Below are 15,839 nucleotides of genomic sequence, written 5' to 3' on the forward strand. Positions count from 1 at the left end.
GTAGTCGAAACCGCCATATCCATCTCGAAGTGCTCCTTCGGGTGGGGACGTAGCTTGAACCCTAGCTACATTGGGAGATTTCGGAATCTCCACTTCCTTGAGCGTCTTTCATCGGTCGCCCTTATCCTGACATGATATAAAAGGGCGTGGCTCAATTGTGGCATTATTGAGAATAATGGGTAATCGGTAATGGGTAATGACCTTCGGTCAGGCTCATTGACCAAAACCCTCCGTTGGTGATCGAGAAAAATTTGGTTAAGATCCTCTCAGCAACGGTTTAGCAAAGGGATAAGGATGGCAACTGCGGTTAAATTAATAGCTCCAGGTTTTTGTGTAAAGTACCCGAAAACCCCTTGGAGTGTGATATATGTCGAGGATGCTTCAGGCAAGTTTCATTTCCGCCTTAGTAGTCGAGACTTCAAATTTGAACCCCGCGATCGCTACCGTTACCCCACTCATGAGGCGGCTAAACGGGCAGCATTGTGTTTTCTGGAATTACTCAAACGTATAGAGCGATCGCGGATGCGCATGAGCATTCTGCTAGAAATTGGTATTCTTAAATTTCCCCAACAGACCTATCACTCTTATGAAATTTGGTTATTGATTGATCGCACTCGCTATAGTTGGGAGGCAATAACGCCCAATGGTTTTTGTTTCCGCTCCCAGCGCTGGTACAAAAGTCCTAACAGTCCGATTCTTAAAGCCAAGAAACATATAGACCGGGAGTTGGCGGTATATCAAATCAAAAATGCGGTTGGCTGGGTGTAGTGACTATAGCAAAAATCAAATAGGTGAGATACACAAGTTGTAGATTTTAGGGAACAGGGAATAGGGAACAGGGAATAAATCCTGTGTACCTTATGAATAAGATAAATGAATATTATTACCGCTATCCTTAAAAAGGACGAGTATCAAAAAATTTATGCCCGATAGTGCCATCAGGAAAAAGGTAAAGAGGACAATACGGTAATTCTATGGGTATGCTCACAATTGTGATAGGCTCCTGCTGCGGTTCGTGATTATGAGGCCAACGAATCGTGCGACTTTTACCACCGACAACATCAGGCATTTTCTGATCACTAATGTCAGAGACAAAGCTGTCACTTTCTAACCTCTCGACGAAACCTAGATCAAAGATTTCCATGATAACTATATATCCAATTAATTTATATTAAGTCTTAATATAAACTTCCAGCATGACTAATATAAAAGTCTGGCCATATTGGCTATAAGTTATAAAACTTTATAATCCTAAACTACCAATTAATTAAGGGAATCGGGAATCGGGAATCGGGAATCGGAATCCCCCCTAACCCCCCTTAATAAGGGGGGAAGGGAATCGGGAATCGGGAATCGGGAATCGGGAATCGGGACTAGAGAATAGTGATGCAGTAATATTAATCGTAGGGTGGGCAGTGCTTACCTTCCCGATGGCAAGCCAATTAATCACCAATCATGCACTGCCCACCCTACAGGAATTATTCTCCCCATCTCCCCATCTCCCCATCTCCCCATCTCCCCATCTCCCCACACTCCCTATTCCCTATTCCCTATTCCCTACTCCCTACTCCCTACTCCCTACTCCCTAAAACTATTAAACTTAACTGATACGACTTGCTTTTTCGCGGTACTTGTTAACAAGTTTATTGAACAATTGATTCAGCTGTCCAATGCAAAAAGTATTCGGTGTCATGAATTTAGTGTTAGGATAAAAATAGAATTTGTTTGAGCTAATAGACCCAGAATTAACTTCATTAAAGTTGATAGCAACCTGCTGATTTCCCACGGATATAACTTGAAACCAAGTTGCCATGGTAGCAGGTAATTTTGTACTCAGACGCAAGGAAATTTTGGGACTCGAAAGAGATTGAGCGTAGGCTGGGGTTAAAAATGGTTCATAGCGTTGAGCTTCTGGAGTTAGCTGCTTAATAAACGCTAAACTTACACCTTTGACCAGTTGCCGCAGGCTATGGGCATCGTCCCCAACCACCTCTTTGACTAAAGTACTTCTAGCGATCGCATCGTTAAGATTTTTCGGGTCAGTCACACTGAGGTGAGTGCCACCAATGGCGCTAATCAAATACTTAGAACCCCCCAACTGATTAAAAGACCGTAACTGATGGTCTAGAGCTGGTGTAATGGCATCCTCGGTACCCGTTAACATTAAGGTTGGTACAGTAACATGACGCAAACCCTTAGTACCAAACAAACGCCCCGTTACGCTATTTAATGCGATCGCTTGCACCACTCGCTGATCAGTAAGATTAACCTCGTCTTCTGGTAAATCAGCCGCTGCACATTGGAACCAATCTGCTGGGGATCTGCCCACAGGAGAGCGATTTTTACAAAACTGTCGCAGTTCCTCTAAATTTAGTTTTCCCCCAGCCAACGCTAAAGCCGTGTAGCCCCCCAATGAATGACCAATAATTGTAACTTGTTGAGTATTCAGTTTCCCAAGCATGGTAGAATATCTCTGATTGATGTCAGCCAACTCATCCAGGAGAAAGCTGACATCTTTGGGGCGGTCAATAAACTCCCCCGGAGGTAACAAATCCCCAAGTTTACCTGGTGCTGACAAGTTGTTAATCCTGGTAAAGTTGCTGCCAGGATGCTCTAGGGAAGCAACAGTAAGACCATGAGACGCTAGATGGCGTGCTAAATATCTCAGAAATTTGCGGTCTGCAGCAAATCCGTGGGAGAGAACTACCAAAGGTCCAGTAGTATCATCAGCCCAGTATAGATCTACAATAATAGTACGTTGCCGTTGTTGGTCTCTTAGTCTTAGTTTACGCTGTTTAACCAATTGAGGACCAATACTAGCAGGGTCAAATTTAGGGCGAAAGGTGGCAGCGTCCGCAACAGCCAAATCTTGCTCTAAAATTGGACCAACTGCTAAACTCTTCCAGTAGGAAGCATTGAGCTGTAGGGCAATGCCAACAGCAGACGAAGCATCCAAAGTGATATTTTCTCCTGGATAAGCCCGTAAAAAACTCAGCACACTTAAACCATTGACTTGCCTTGCTCCTAACAACAGCGCAGCTTTTAATTGCTCTAAACTACTATCAGGGAGTGCTAACCCTAGTCTTTCCAACAACCGTGCGCCATCGCTGGAGAGGAGAAGGTCATTAATAAAGGTTTCTGTGGTCTTAGGGTTGAGTTTGAGGCTATTGGTCAAAATCTTCCGGATCTGTGGCGTGAGGATATCTCCATAGGGTTGCAGTGCTGGTGATAACTCCCCTGTCTCAGCAAACTTTTCTAATTCCGTGATAGCGACCGATTGCTCAAATGGCCCTAAACGTAGAGTGAGATACTCAGCGGCAAAAACTGGTGGGGTAATTGCCCAAAACAGAGTCACAAAGAGACTACCTAGAGCACCCTGTCTGATTTTTTTAATTTGACCTATTGAACCATTACAGTGTTTTTTCTTCACAGAAGATTCAGAGGTATGGCGGCGATCAGACCATGGCAGCTGAAAATTCATCATTAGCGATTTATGCAGAATGTGAGTGCGGATATTTCGATCAAAGCCGACTTAATCAAGACTCGACAAGCCTATCGAAATATTTTTTCTGCACCACTTATGCACTAAAGGGTAAGCTATCAGCTATCAGCTATCAGTTATCAGCTATCAGTTATCAGCTATCAGTTAGCAGTTATCAGTTATCAGCTATCAGCTATCAGTTAGCAGTTATCAGTTATCAGCTATCAGCTATCAGCTATCAGCTATCAGTTATCAGCCATCAGCCATCAGCCTATGGGCTACTTGAGGTGCTACTTAAGGTGCTATCAGCGCTCAGGCAAAGGCTGACCGCTGACCGCTGACTGCTGACCGCTGACTGCTGACTACTGAATGCTGACTACTGAATGCTTACTATTAATGAAGTAGACACACCTATTTCTTCCCTACTCCCTGTTCCCTACTCCCTACTCCCTACTCCCTACTCCCTACTCCCTACTCCCTACTCCCTACTCCCTACTCCCTTTCCTATATAACTAAATACTCGTATTCAATATCACCCCATCAAGTTCCGCTTCAATCAGATTAGCCCCCCGAAGGTTGGCATGAGTTAAATCAGCTCCGGTAAGATTCGCTTTTCTGAGGTTGGTTTCACTAAGGTTAGCTTCTCTGAGGTTGGTATAACTAAGATTAGCTTGACTAAGGTTAGCCCCTTTCAGATTAGCCTTAACCAGATCTGCTCCTGTTAAATTAGCTTTATCAAAATTACTACCAATCAGTTGAGCTTCATTAAGATTAGCCCCAGTCATCACCGCCTCAGTGAAGTTGACCCTACTCAGATTGGCTTTGGTGAAATTCACAGCAATCAGGTTAGTTCTATACAAATTAGCTCCCTCAAGGTCTGCCAGAGAAAAGTTAACCCTAATTAGATTAGCCTCTTCCAAAGATGTCATAGTCAGGTCTGCTCTTTGAAAGGATGTACGGGTAAGCTTGGCTCTATTCAAGTAAGCGTGACGAAGAATAGCTTTATCAAAAATTGCCCCAACTACACAAGCCTCAGTCAGGTCAGTATAAATCAGCAATGACCCACTCAAGTTAGCTCCCATTAGCTCCGCTTGAAAGAGATTGAAACCATTGAGGTTTTTCCCACTCAGGTCTACCTCCATCAGGTCAGGGATCAGTTTGGGATGATTGTCTCTCCATTGATTCCAGAGTTTTATACCCTGCTCAAGCTCAGCCAGATGGGTTGGTTCCGCCATGTAGTTGATTAGTCCTCTAGGTACGAATGCTTAAGAAAGTCTTAAATTTAATGTAACATAACGAAAACAAAGTTTACATTTTTGTTAAGATTTTCCCTTATAGCCGCCGTTTTTGTATAAAATAGCCGCCTAAAAAGCCACACCCAAGCCGTTATAGCTTGGGTGTGGCTTTTGTTTCAAAACCAGACATTCTCCCCATCTCCCCATCTCCCCACCTCCCCATCTCCCTACTCCCTACTCCCTACTCCCGACTCCCGAAACCTCAAAGCCGTATTCTAGGACGCCCCAAAGTCGTAATATAAACAACCGCTTCATCAACAGGAATACCCAAAACCTCATTTACCTGGTCATCAAAGAAGCCACCAATACCACTTACTCCTAAACCCAAGTAAATCGCTGCTAGATTCAGCCGCTGTCCTAGATGACCAGCATCCATGTGCAAGTAACGGTAAGCGCGATCGCCTAATCGAGCCACTGCTTTTTGTAAGTCTGCCGTGTGGAACACCACTGCTCTGGCATCTCGACCCAAATCTTGCCCTAAACACAGAAAATGCAATTCCTGCCGGAAGTTTTTAAAGCGAATTTGCCGCAATTCTTGAGCCTTAGGGGCGTAATAATAGCAGCCTTCTTCTAGATCATTTACTCCAGATACTGCTATAAATGTTTCGATTAAACTTAAATCAAAATAATCCGGTGTTCCATCTAACCCTTTTTCAATGTAATGCTGAGGTTGGTATGTAAAATCCAGAAGCGCTTTTAGCTCATCCAAGGTCAGATTAGCTGCACTATAAGCTCGGGTAGAGCGTCGTTTTAGAATAGTATCTAAACATGCTTTCGGAGCATTACCTGACTTGGTCAACTCCCCCCAATCTATGGGTTTTGTAGCCGTCGAAACTTTATCACAAAACGGAAAATTGTACTTGTCTTCTAACTGCTGGTCAATTTCTGTACTCTTTGAATTATTACCTTTAGCCTTCCAATCACCACCCTGCTTAATTTCCGTAGCGCGGTGCAAATACCCCAATAATTCTCCATCTGGAATGTCTGGGTAATTAACCTCAGTAGGAGATGCTAACACAGTTGGGGCGATGGGCAAGTTTTGTTCAACTTTGAGCTGATCGGCCAGGGGAATTACTGCGATCGCTCCTTCTTGTTCCAGGTCTAGATAAAGCAGTTCATTAACTTTTTCATCAGCAAACCCACCAATTAGGTGAGGTCGGTAATCACTCAAAGCCCCAGCTAACTCAATATTACCTAGCAGATGACCAGTGTCTAGAAAAATTCTGCGGTATGCCCGGTCTTCATAGCGCCAGGCGGAGCGATAAAATACCGCTGTAGTTACAATAGCGAGTTCCGTACTCTCCAAAACTGGGTGCCAGAAGCAAGCCTCTTGCAGTGTACTCCAAACGTCACTCTGCCAAAAATGAACTAGAGAATGGGTAAGACACTGATAGTTGTACAGTCCTGATGGTAATACGGGAGTACCACGGGAAATCAAATAAACTTCAGCTGGGTATAAGCCACCAGCAGAGGGAGCTGCCCTCAGATAAAGTGGTGGTCCCATTGTCTCCAGCCTAGCCGTCAAACCATAACTACACAGTAGTAACTGGGACAGCCGCCACCAAGTCTTACTCGGTTCAGAGGTAAACTGCTCCCGGTCTTGTGAGAAGTATGGTTTTAGGTCAAAGTTAGTCCCAACTTTGTAGTCTTTAAAAGGTATCGGCTGCTTCTCCCAGTCTAAGCCCTTATTTTTGGCTGATATGGTTTCTGGAGCATATTTGGTGCGCTCGTGGTAGTGCTGAGCGATTGATACTGGCAGTTGTGACATCTTAGTTGCAACAGAACAGGAAGCTTTGCTTAATATCTTTACACCAATAGACTTCTTGCAGTTGTCGGGAACAGGGAATAGGGAACAGGGAATAGGGAACAGGGAACAGTGGACAAGAATTTACGTAAACACTATCAGAAAAATACTTTTGCAAGAGGTCTAATCTAGACTTATACTTCCTGGATAGCTCCCGACCTTGACCACTAGGCAGTTTCCCCAGTGGCTCTCCCTGCTGATAACATCACTTTTTTCTGTTTGATACCTTGAGCGGTCAGCTATCACCACTCAGCAGCTACTCCCTGCAAAATCTTATCACTGTTCCCTGTTCCCTGTTCCCTGTTCCCTACCTTTACCGATAAAATAAAAACTTCATAACAAAAAAAACTTAGATTGTCAAGTATTTTTATTTTTACGTAGCAAATGTTCACAAATATTAAAAAAAAATTAGAATAAGTGTGTAACGCGCTACAAAGCTATACATTTATAAAAGAATTAAGCATAAATACGCATTGACATGATTTTAGAAATTGGTACGAGGCGGCAAAAGCTGACCTATCTATAGCGCAGTCACGAACCCACCGTTAAACCTAACGGCTATAACGGGGGCTTGAGAAAGTCCACAACGTGACCAGCTTAAGACTTTTGAGTCTACGTTTTTTGAGCCATCACACCTTTGGATGCGTCGCTAGTCCTCTGCTCTGTGGTTAATAGTTAAACAGTTGTAAGTGGGTTAAGACAGTGCTATTAGCTTGACAAACTCAAAAAACATTGGCGAAGCGAACTTTACCCTAGTAATAGGAGAATGCTCACATTATGCGAGTTTTTGTACTTGATCAAAACAGGACTCCTTTAGACCCTTGTAAACCTGCTAGAGCCAGAATCCTACTCAAACAAGGTAGGGCTAAAGTTTTTAGAACATATCCATTTACAATCATTTTGACGGAGGTAGTTGAAGGTGCTGTAACTCACGAGCATCAGTTAAAAATTGACCCTGGTGCCAAAACTACGGGTTTGGCAATTCTCAGCAATAATGTTTTGATTTGGGGTGCTGAACTAACTCACCGTGGTTTTCAAATCCGAGACGCTTTAACCTCAAGACGGCAATTACGACGTTCTCGACGGAACCGTAAGACTCGTTATAGAAAGCCTCGTTTTCTGAACCGGAAAAGACCTGATGGATGGTTACCCCCCAGTCTGACTTCGAGAGTTCATAACATCTTGACTTGGGTAAAAAAGCTAATCCGACTCTGTCCCATTGCAGGTATATCTCAGGAATTAGTGCGTTTCGATCCTCAAAAGATGGAGAACCCAGAAATCTCCGGTACTGACTATCAACAGGGCACACTTTACGGTTATGAAATCCGAGAATATTTGCTTGAGAAATGGAATCGTAAATGTGCTTATTGTGGAGCAACTGATACGCAACTTGAAATCGAACATATTAAGTCCAAATCAAAGGGAGGTTCCGATAGAGTATCTAACCTAGCCATTGCTTGTCGTGACTGCAATCAAGCTAAAGGTAATCAAGATATTGAACAGTTTATATCGTGCAAACCTGATGTTTTGAAATGGGTAAGAAGTCAAGCTAAACGTCCCTTAGCTGATGCCACTGCCGTTAATGCTACTCGCTGGAAACTTTACAACGAATTGAAGCTAACCGGACTGTCAGTAGAAACGGGTTCGGGAGGTCAAACTAAATACAATCGGTATCGGTTCAACCTACCTAAAACTCATTGGTTAGATGCTGCCTGTGTGGGTGAAGTTCCAAGCATTTATGTGGAAAATGATCAAACTCTATTGATTGCAGCTAAGGGGCATGGAACTCGTCAAATCTGTCGAACAGATAAATATGGATTCCCTAAACGGCACTGTTCAAGAACTAAGATTCACAAAGGTTTTCAGACCGGAGACATTGTCAAAGCAGTGGTCACTAAGGGTAAGAAAATCGGAACTTACGTTGGACGGGTTGCCACTCGTCAAACTGGGTCATTCAATATTTCAACCTCTCACGGACTGATTCAAGGAATTAGCCACAAGTACTGTACACCAATTCACAAAAAGGACGGATATGCGTATCAAATTAACGCCCTGTCCTCCCTTTCCTTCCCCCGCTAACCTTTCAGGTATAGCGGGGGTCTCCAGGGAGGCGGAAAGATGAAAAAGATTGGTGGAGCCGAGTTACTTGAACAATACGCTAGGGGTAGACGAGACTTTAGTGGAGTAGATATCAGTGAAGCTGACCTGTTTGAAGCAGATATACAAGCAATTGACCTGACTAGCAGCAATCTTAACAAGACTTACCTGCCTTACTCTAATCTAAGTCAAGCCAAGTTGCAGCAAGCTCAACTTCAAGCAGTTCAGTTAAGTGATGCCCAACTCTACCAGACCAATCTCTCTGGGGCGGATCTTCAGAATGCCAATCTGTTCAGAGCAAATCTACGTCGTGCCAATTTACAGGGCGCAAATCTCGCTGGTGCCAATCTCCAAGCAGCGGACTTGAGGGACACTGACCTTAGCCATGCCAATCTCAGCCATGCCAATTTGAGTAATGCTAACCTGAAAAGAGCTATCCTTACTAAGGCTCAGTTGAGGGGTTGCAACTTATTTCGAGCCGAGAACGTCGATATTTGTGATGCCTACTTGGATAGTTCGACGATTTATCCTGATGGGCATAGAGCTGATGGCTCTGAGTGATCAAACACCTATCCGTTATCCACCAATGACTTTATCAAGACGTCACTTCTTTGCCTTAGCCAGTGCTAGCACCGCCAGTGTAATTCTGGCATCCCCGTTGAAAGAGGTTTTTGCCAAGAAGGCTCTTGGTAAAGCATTTCGAGGTAAAGGCTTCGGTTCACTTCAGCCAGACCCTAATCAATTATTAGACCTGCCAGCCGGATTTAGCTATAAAATTTTATCCCGCACAGGTGACACCATGAGTGATAGCAATTTGGTGCCTGGTAGACCCGATGGCATGGGTGCTTTTCCTGCACCGGGAGGCAATACTGTCCTGGTGCGCAATCATGAACTTAGCCCCCATCAACTGGATAAACATGGATTGGTAGCAGTAGAGTATATCAAGTATGACCCCATGTGTCTGGGTGGGACGACAACACTAGTAGTGGGAGCCAATGGTCAACTGGTCAAACAGTACACTTCCCTTGCTGGTACTGAGCGAAACTGTAGTGGTGGACCAACCCCTTGGGGTTCATGGATTAGTTGTGAAGAAAGCACCGTTACTCCCACCACTTATCCGGTAGATGACCCCAGAAGTGTTTCGATGAAGCACGGCTATAACTTTGAAGTGCCCATTACCGGTGAAGTAGTGCAAGCTGAGCCTCTAGTGGCAATGGGTCGTTTTAACCATGAAGCGGTTGCAGTAGATCCCAAGACTGGGATTGTTTATCAGACTGAAGACAGGATGGATGGTCTGTTCTATCGCTTTATTCCCAAGCAACCAAGCAACTTAAAAGCAGGGGGTGTACTGGAGGCATTAAAGATCCAGGGAACATTTCAGAAAATCACTGTTAAAAACTTCCCTGTCGGTAAACCCATGGCAGTAGAATGGGTTCGGATTGAGGATGTAGACCCGGAAGAAGATACTGTGCGGGTGGAAGGTTTTGCTAAGGGAGCAACCCAATTTACCAGGGGAGAAGGGGCATGGTACGGTAATAATGAGGTTTACTTTACCTGTACTAGTGGTGGTTCTTTAAATCCAAAGACTGGATGGGCCAATGGAGCTGGTCAAGTCTGGCGCTATGTTCCTGGTAGCAATCCCCAAGAGGGTGGCACCATTGAACTGTTTATTGAGTCCCATGACCGCAGCTTACTAGAACACCCAGATAATGTGACCATTAGTCCTTCTGGAGATCTCATCCTCTGTGAAGATGGTGGTGGTGACCAATTCCTGGTTGGGGTCAATCCTAAAGGTGAGCTTTACCAGTTGGCACGGAATGCCCTCAACAGCAGTGAGTTTGCTGGTGCTTGCTTCTCACCAAATGGTCGGCTCATGTTCGTGAACATTCAAGAGCCTGGTATCACATTTGCAATTCAAGGTCCTTGGGTTTAGAGTCTACAGGGGTGGTCAACTCATAGAAGTTGACACAATAAACAATACAAAATAAACAATCAGTCAATCAAGCACTTGACCGATGATAGTTCTATCCCCTCATTATCTCATCACTGCATCACTCGATGATCAATTTACTTTTATGAGCACTTGAGTTAACTGTCTGGCTGGTCTCAAGTGCTCTGGTCTTGGGGAGCAGGTCAAATTCTTAGAACAAATGTACTAAAAACTCCTGACTGGTACTGAAGCCCCGAAAACACTGTAGTTCAAGGGTTTGTAGTTCAAGTGTTCTTACAAAATTGACCTGCTCCCCAAATATTCGGCGCTTTGTGACATGCTCCCCCTATTCCCCATTCCCCATTCCCCATTCCCCATTCCCCAGATAATGTACTAATGTTGCTGCATAAGTGGCATGCTCCCTGAGAGGTGCGAGAGATATGAGTTTTTCTATGAGTTTTTCTATGAGTTTTTCTATGAGTTTTTCTATGAGTTTTATGAGGATCACAGATATATAACAGGGCTACTATTAAATTGTTCTGACAAATTGATGGGGAGCAAGTCTATGTTCCAGAACAAATGAACTATGTACCATATGAGCTTGGCTTTTACCCATGAGGGGGCTATAGCTAATGTACAAATGTTCTGCATAAGTGACATGCTCCCATCGCTTACGTCGCGCTCAGGTAATTCAAACATTGCGCAAACGCCAACCTATACTTGGGATTGCATCATCTATAAAGACGGTCTCAAGACAGGTAGCTTACGCTGTGGTACTGAAAAAACTTCCCAAAGCCTAATCTAGTCAGGTGTCTAGATTAACTTGGCTTTTGATCCTCAAGACTGTTAGATAGCCTGAAATTCTAGGGAACAAAAAAATAAGTTCTTTGAGATTTTTAAGTCAGTTATGTCCAAAATGAAATTTGATAAAAACTCTCATAACTTTCCCTGAATTTTTTGTCAGTAGCCGCGCTCTTGAACTAAAACTGAAGTTAGTAGAGCTTAATAAGGATAAATTACTTGATTACTATCCAAGGTCGTAACTATTATTTCCAAGACATTGAAAGGACAGTAGAAACTAGTCATCCTTCACTGCGACGAAATTTCGGTGCGGCCTTCACTATAGAGGTCAATGGTCACCAGCGGTTGGTGGTTGCTCAGGAGGTGAAGCAGAGTTATCAGCAAAACCTGGATATTAATGAGGTAATTGAGGCTATTGCTCAGGTGCTAGCTCAACACTATCACCTACAGGTCTATGGGGTGCTGCTGCTGGTTAGTGGCACTATTCCCAAAACTAAAAGAGGCACTATTCTACGCCATGCTTGTAAAGCCGCTTTTCTGACTGGAGGCTTGGATTTAGTAGGGGATTGGACTGAGAATCCTTGCAACAAAGCAGAGTTTCTACATCTACACGCGGAAGTAGAATCCCTAGCAGAGTGGTTGCAAATTCTGAAAAAACAGCACTTATTCTCGATTAAAAATAATCCTGAAGAGTACTGCCAACCAAAATATCATACCAAGTTACATTCATACCTAGCACTTTCTTGTCATCACCCTATCACTCCATCACCTTTTGATTAAGATACTATCTTGGAGCGCAACTTAGTGTATGACAGGACTTTTTAAAACTGGTATAATAAAAAATATTGTCGATTTATCATAACATCAAAAAATTTTTGCAGATCTTTAATACTGCTCCCTGCTCCTTTTTTTTATCAATCCTATGTTTACATCTCAACTAAAAATACTATATAATTTAATTTTTGTAAGTTATAGCGATCGCTTCAAATTTTAGGGTAAACACATCTTATTTTTAAACAAATAATGGATATAAAAAATATAGCCATTATTTATTTTTACCTATTTTATGAGTAAAAAATAAATAATTTAAATACTTTTTTAAAGCTTAATTAATTGTCAATAAAATGATAAGAATAAATTAATAAATTTTATAATATAAATCGGATTTTATTAGAAAATTTATTGTAAACTATTTATGGGCTTGGTGAAATAACAACTAAGCCTATTATCTTGTATTACAAAAGTGATCCATTTCCCAACTTCTACGGCGAAGTCTATTGATTACTTTCCAAAGATAGGGATCCGTGTCGGAATTGTGATAATTTCGTTCACTACTCCCTACTCCCTACTCCCTACTCCCTGTTCCCTTCAAAATAACCAATGACTACTACCAAATCTTGGATCACTCGCCCACAACCCAATCCTAAAGCCCGCCTGCGCCTATTTTGCTTTCCTTATGCGGGTGGTGCTGCTTCAAGCTTTCGCACTTGGCCAGACCCATTGGCACCCCATATCGAAGTCTGCCCAGTGGAACTGCCTGGACGGGGCAAGCGAATGCGGGAACCCCTGGTTACTAGCCTATTGCCTCTGATTGAAACCCTAACACCAGCTTTACTGCCCTATCTAGATATCCCCTTTGCCTTTTTTGGTCACAGTATGGGAGCACTCATCAGCTTTGAATTAGCCCGTCAACTCCGCCGCCAGGAAGCCCCGAGTCCTCGACACCTGTTCATTTCCGGTCGCCGCGCTCCTCAAGTACCTGCTCGAAAACCTCCCCTTCATAACTTGCCCAAGTCTGAGTTGATCGAAGCATTGCGTAAATATAATGGCACACCAGAGGCTGTGCTAGCAAACCAGGAGCTAATGGAGCTGTTTCTACCGATCCTGCGAGCGGATTTCGGGATTAACGAAACCTATACCTACACTAGCGAACCCCCACTTAATTGTCCGATATCTGCTTTCGGAGGTTTGGAGGATACCGACGCCAACAGTGATGAGCTTGCTGCCTGGCGTGACCAAACCAGTAGCACTTTCACGGTACACATGTTTCCTGGTGGCCACTTCTTTATTAATAATAATAAGGAGTGTAATCAGCTTTTGCAGCTGATCACAAAGTTTGCGATCGCGCCAGTGTGATTCCTTGGGTCTTTCCTTGAAACCCCGGTCTGGTGAGGGAGCGGGGAGCAAAAGGGTTTGACAAGCTTTTTTATTCCCTGTTCCCTTGTCTGAGTACTGAACAAAACCGATTGTAGATGCTATTCGTTGCCTTCTTGCTGGTCTTCCTTTGAAGAATCTGGTTAATTTTAAACAAAGTTACTAAAGTTTATATCATTCCGCCCCTGCTGGGTTTGTTAATTCCATCAATACCATATCGGCTAGGTCTCCGTTAGGCATAGACCATGAGTTATACATAATCTCTCTAACGACAAATCCTAGATTTTTGAACATATTAATTGACCTTTTGTTTGACAACAAAATTACTGCTCCAATTCTTTTAATTTGTAATTAAAAGAATGTATAAGTTATTAGTCTGTTTAAGGCTATTTTTCCATATCCTTTATTCCGATGTTTTTTATCTAGAATTGCCACGCCAATTTCAGTAGTAAACAAATCCATATTCAATCCTTTTAATACTACATATCCAATTGGCAATTCTTCTGGATCTAAGTAAACTCCAAATGCTAAGGGCTGACTTTTTCGAGAGTAAGGAAAAGCGTAAGATGAAATGGCTTCTATGAATTTCTCTGTCTCATCAAGTTCAAAGAATGTGTTCCAACCCAATAAGTCTGGTAAGCTTGGATCCTGAGCCAGCTTGATTAAATGCTGGATATGACTATCTTCCATAGAAGCCAAGAAAACCTTTAATTCTGTTGCTTTATGGGATTGCTCTAATAATATTCGGTTGTCCATAATGTTATTGATACTTTTTACTTAACGATTAAATGAAATCAAGCAGATATCCTCAGGAAAGTAATAGAAGGAGTTTCTGATCAATGAGTTTAGGGATCGTTGTTCTCTTGTCCAAAGTTGCGAGATCCGAAGTACCCAGCGGTATACCTTTGATCCGGTCCACACTCCTTATTCCGAATTCCGAATTAAGCCTCAGGGGCTGGTCACTGATTTAAAGCTTGATTTAAAGCTTCTCCATAGCCTTTTCTATCGCCTTTTCTATATTTTCTCGGCTACATAAAGTACTTAGACGTAAGAAACCTTCACCACTCGGACCAAATAAGCTACCAGGTACCCCAACAATCCCTGCTTTAAACAACAGTTGGTTAAAGACGTCCCAAGACGTCATTCCCTCCGCTCCTTTGACCCATATATAGGGATTATTAGTGCCACCAAAACAAGTCAGTCCAAAAGCTTCTAAACCTTCCTTGAGGATTCTGGCATTTTCCAGGTAATAGTTAACAATTTCTTGGCATTCTTGTTGGCACTGCTCGGACAAAGCCGCAATGCCCCCTTGTTGTGCTATATTAGAAGCACCCCAAAACCGGATAGATTGACCAATTCTAAACATTTCATTCAACTCTCCTGGCACAGTGCTTTCAAGGGTTAGGGCAACCGGAAGCACAGACCAACCTAATCTTAATCCAGAGAATCCAGCCGTTTTGGAAAAACTACCAACTTCGATGGCACATTCAGTTGCACCTTCTATTTCATAAATACTTTTAGGAATGTTAGGGTCGGTAATAAAAGCACTATAAACAGCATCAAAAATAATCACAGACTTGTGACTTCTGGCATAGTCAACAAAAGCTTTGAGTTGTTCTTTAGTGGCAACTCCTCCTGTAGGATTATTAGGAAAACATAGGTAAATTATATCCACCTTCGATGTAGGAATATCTGGAACAAAATTATTATGATCGTTGCACTCTAGGTAGATAATATTACTTCTACCTGCCAACAGATTTGCTTCTAAATATGGGGGATAAATCGGGTCTTGTAGGGCAATAACATTATCTAGACCAAAGAGATCCTGAAGACCAAAAGTACCTGACTGCGCCCCATCACTAACAAAAATCTCCTCTGGTTTTAGGTCAATTCCACGAGGCTTGTAGTAGTTGTTGCAGATCGCCTCTCTCAGCTTAATATTTCCGTCAAATTCCCCATATCCTGTATAGGTTGAGCGATCTCCTAGCTTAGTGGCAGCATCCACTAAAGCGTCAACCACTTTTGGTGCTAAAGGCTGAGTTGTGTCACCCCAGGCCATAATGTATAGTTCTTTTTGGGGATTGGATGCTTGATGAGCTTCCATCTTCTTCATTAGCTTGTTTTTGATCATATCGGCGAAGGTATCAGAAACAAACAATTTCTTCAGATTCTGATTTGTTGTAGTCATATTTAAGTTTTTAGTTATGTTTTCAATACTTATAATTTATGAAGCTGAAAATCTGGAACTATTGATTACAGAACTTAAGGCAAGCATAC

General features: G+C 42.8%; 18 protein-coding genes. 10 read left to right on the forward strand and 8 right to left on the reverse strand.

The genetic code is table 11. The annotated features are described in order from the left end of the window. Nucleotides 1-360: 360 nt before the first annotated feature. Entirely contained in the window at nt 361-768 is a 408-nt protein-coding gene (locus tag F6K53_RS26175) for a hypothetical protein (RefSeq protein WP_293022887.1), read from the forward strand. A gap of 127 nt (nt 769-895) precedes the next feature. Here F6K53_RS26175 and F6K53_RS26180 read toward each other — a convergent pair whose 3' ends face one another. Next, nucleotides 896-1,144, reverse strand: coding sequence for a hypothetical protein (locus F6K53_RS26180; RefSeq protein WP_293069415.1), 249 nt, complete (start codon nt 1,142-1,144; stop codon nt 896-898). A 165-nt stretch (nt 1,145-1,309) separates the two neighbouring features. After that, entirely contained in the window at nt 1,310-1,450 is a 141-nt protein-coding gene (locus tag F6K53_RS26185; RefSeq protein WP_293022881.1) for a hypothetical protein, read from the reverse strand. Here F6K53_RS26185 and F6K53_RS26190 point away from each other — a divergent pair. Beyond that, entirely contained in the window at nt 1,431-1,589 is a 159-nt protein-coding gene (locus tag F6K53_RS26190; RefSeq protein WP_293022878.1) for a hypothetical protein, read from the forward strand. The genes F6K53_RS26185 and F6K53_RS26190 overlap by 20 nt on opposite strands. 11 nt (nt 1,590-1,600) lie before the next feature. Here the strand turns inward: F6K53_RS26190 and F6K53_RS26195 are convergent, their stop codons facing one another. Next, nucleotides 1,601-3,484 carry an alpha/beta hydrolase gene (locus tag F6K53_RS26195; protein ID WP_293069418.1) on the reverse strand — a complete coding sequence of 628 codons (1,884 nt, stop codon included), beginning with the start codon at nt 3,482-3,484 and terminating at the stop codon, nt 1,601-1,603. On the opposite strand from F6K53_RS26195, the gene F6K53_RS26200 reads away from it, so the two are divergent. Next, nucleotides 3,463-3,822, forward strand: a complete 360-nt coding sequence (locus F6K53_RS26200) for a hypothetical protein (protein ID WP_293069420.1) — start codon at nt 3,463-3,465, stop codon at nt 3,820-3,822. The genes F6K53_RS26195 and F6K53_RS26200 overlap by 22 nt on opposite strands. 42 nt (nt 3,823-3,864) lie before the next feature. Beyond that, nucleotides 3,865-3,993 (forward strand): hypothetical protein, encoded by a 129-nt coding sequence (locus F6K53_RS26205; protein ID WP_293069422.1) that lies wholly within the window; start codon nt 3,865-3,867, stop codon nt 3,991-3,993. Here F6K53_RS26205 and F6K53_RS26210 read toward each other — a convergent pair whose 3' ends face one another. The 3 genes from F6K53_RS26210 to F6K53_RS26220 form a co-directional block, all read right to left on the reverse strand. After that, the gene (locus tag F6K53_RS26210) at nt 3,994-4,716 is read right to left on the reverse strand and encodes a pentapeptide repeat-containing protein (RefSeq protein ID WP_293022872.1); all 723 of its coding nucleotides are present in this window, start codon (nt 4,714-4,716) and stop codon (nt 3,994-3,996) included. 262 nt (nt 4,717-4,978) lie between these two features. Continuing rightward, the gene (locus F6K53_RS26215) at nt 4,979-6,544 is read right to left on the reverse strand and encodes a SagB/ThcOx family dehydrogenase (protein ID WP_293069424.1); all 1,566 of its coding nucleotides are present in this window, start codon (nt 6,542-6,544) and stop codon (nt 4,979-4,981) included. A gap of 1 nt (nt 6,545) precedes the next feature. Next, complete coding sequence (locus F6K53_RS26220; RefSeq protein ID WP_158069392.1) at nt 6,546-6,698, reverse strand: hypothetical protein; 153 nt, start codon at nt 6,696-6,698, stop codon at nt 6,546-6,548. Between the two features lie 659 nt (nt 6,699-7,357). Here F6K53_RS26220 and iscB point away from each other — a divergent pair. From iscB to F6K53_RS26250, 6 genes are all read left to right on the forward strand, one after another. Next, a complete protein-coding gene (gene iscB / locus F6K53_RS26225) occupies nt 7,358-8,659 on the forward strand; it encodes an RNA-guided endonuclease IscB (protein WP_293069426.1) in 1,302 nt (433 codons plus the stop codon). Between the two features lie 39 nt (nt 8,660-8,698). After that, complete coding sequence (locus F6K53_RS26230) at nt 8,699-9,238, forward strand: pentapeptide repeat-containing protein (RefSeq protein WP_293069428.1); 540 nt, start codon at nt 8,699-8,701, stop codon at nt 9,236-9,238. Continuing rightward, nucleotides 9,177-10,610, forward strand: a complete 1,434-nt coding sequence (locus tag F6K53_RS26235; protein WP_293069430.1) for an alkaline phosphatase PhoX — start codon at nt 9,177-9,179, stop codon at nt 10,608-10,610. The genes F6K53_RS26230 and F6K53_RS26235 overlap by 62 nt, the downstream gene beginning before the upstream one ends. A 1,017-nt stretch (nt 10,611-11,627) precedes the next feature. Next, the gene (locus tag F6K53_RS26240; RefSeq protein WP_293069432.1) at nt 11,628-12,188 is read left to right on the forward strand and encodes a hypothetical protein; all 561 of its coding nucleotides are present in this window, start codon (nt 11,628-11,630) and stop codon (nt 12,186-12,188) included. A gap of 463 nt (nt 12,189-12,651) precedes the next feature. Beyond that, nucleotides 12,652-12,792 (forward strand): hypothetical protein, encoded by a 141-nt coding sequence (locus F6K53_RS26245; protein ID WP_293069434.1) that lies wholly within the window; start codon nt 12,652-12,654, stop codon nt 12,790-12,792. Then, nucleotides 12,789-13,544 carry a thioesterase II family protein gene (locus F6K53_RS26250; protein WP_293069436.1) on the forward strand — a complete coding sequence of 252 codons (756 nt, stop codon included), beginning with the start codon at nt 12,789-12,791 and terminating at the stop codon, nt 13,542-13,544. The genes F6K53_RS26245 and F6K53_RS26250 overlap by 4 nt, the downstream gene beginning before the upstream one ends. A 369-nt stretch (nt 13,545-13,913) precedes the next feature. On the opposite strand, the gene F6K53_RS26255 is transcribed toward F6K53_RS26250, so the two are convergent. Together F6K53_RS26255 and F6K53_RS26260 are read right to left on the reverse strand one after the other, a co-directional pair. Beyond that, entirely contained in the window at nt 13,914-14,318 is a 405-nt protein-coding gene (locus tag F6K53_RS26255; RefSeq protein ID WP_293069438.1) for a GNAT family N-acetyltransferase, read from the reverse strand. 223 nt (nt 14,319-14,541) lie between these two features. After that, the gene (locus F6K53_RS26260) at nt 14,542-15,750 is read right to left on the reverse strand and encodes an LL-diaminopimelate aminotransferase (RefSeq protein WP_293069440.1); all 1,209 of its coding nucleotides are present in this window, start codon (nt 15,748-15,750) and stop codon (nt 14,542-14,544) included. Nucleotides 15,751-15,839: the final 89 nt, after the last annotated feature.

This window comes from Moorena sp. SIO4A1, from assembly GCF_010672065.1.
Taxonomy (GTDB): domain Bacteria; phylum Cyanobacteriota; class Cyanobacteriia; order Cyanobacteriales; family Coleofasciculaceae; genus Moorena.

Bases quoted from the DNA above. Each gene is read 5' to 3' on its own strand.
- F6K53_RS26180 (WP_293069415.1), bottom strand. From the start codon at position 1,144: ATGGAAATCTTTGATCTAGGTTTCGTCGAGAGGTTAGAAAGTGACAGC.
- F6K53_RS26190 (WP_293022878.1), top strand. From the start codon at position 1,431: ATGGCAAGCCAATTAATCACCAATCATGCACTGCCCACCCTACAGGAA.
- F6K53_RS26200 (WP_293069420.1), top strand. From the start codon at position 3,463: ATGGCAGCTGAAAATTCATCATTAGCGATTTATGCAGAATGTGAGTGC.
- F6K53_RS26195 (WP_293069418.1), bottom strand. From the start codon at position 3,484: ATGATGAATTTTCAGCTGCCATGGTCTGATCGCCGCCATACCTCTGAA.
- F6K53_RS26205 (WP_293069422.1), top strand. From the start codon at position 3,865: ATGCTTACTATTAATGAAGTAGACACACCTATTTCTTCCCTACTCCCT.
- F6K53_RS26210 (WP_293022872.1), bottom strand. From the start codon at position 4,716: ATGGCGGAACCAACCCATCTGGCTGAGCTTGAGCAGGGTATAAAACTC.
- F6K53_RS26215 (WP_293069424.1), bottom strand. From the start codon at position 6,544: ATGTCACAACTGCCAGTATCAATCGCTCAGCACTACCACGAGCGCACC.
- iscB (WP_293069426.1), top strand. From the start codon at position 7,358: ATGCGAGTTTTTGTACTTGATCAAAACAGGACTCCTTTAGACCCTTGT.
- F6K53_RS26230 (WP_293069428.1), top strand. From the start codon at position 8,699: ATGAAAAAGATTGGTGGAGCCGAGTTACTTGAACAATACGCTAGGGGT.
- F6K53_RS26235 (WP_293069430.1), top strand. From the start codon at position 9,177: ATGCCTACTTGGATAGTTCGACGATTTATCCTGATGGGCATAGAGCTG.
- F6K53_RS26250 (WP_293069436.1), top strand. From the start codon at position 12,789: ATGACTACTACCAAATCTTGGATCACTCGCCCACAACCCAATCCTAAA.
- F6K53_RS26255 (WP_293069438.1), bottom strand. From the start codon at position 14,318: ATGGACAACCGAATATTATTAGAGCAATCCCATAAAGCAACAGAATTA.
- F6K53_RS26260 (WP_293069440.1), bottom strand. From the start codon at position 15,750: ATGACTACAACAAATCAGAATCTGAAGAAATTGTTTGTTTCTGATACC.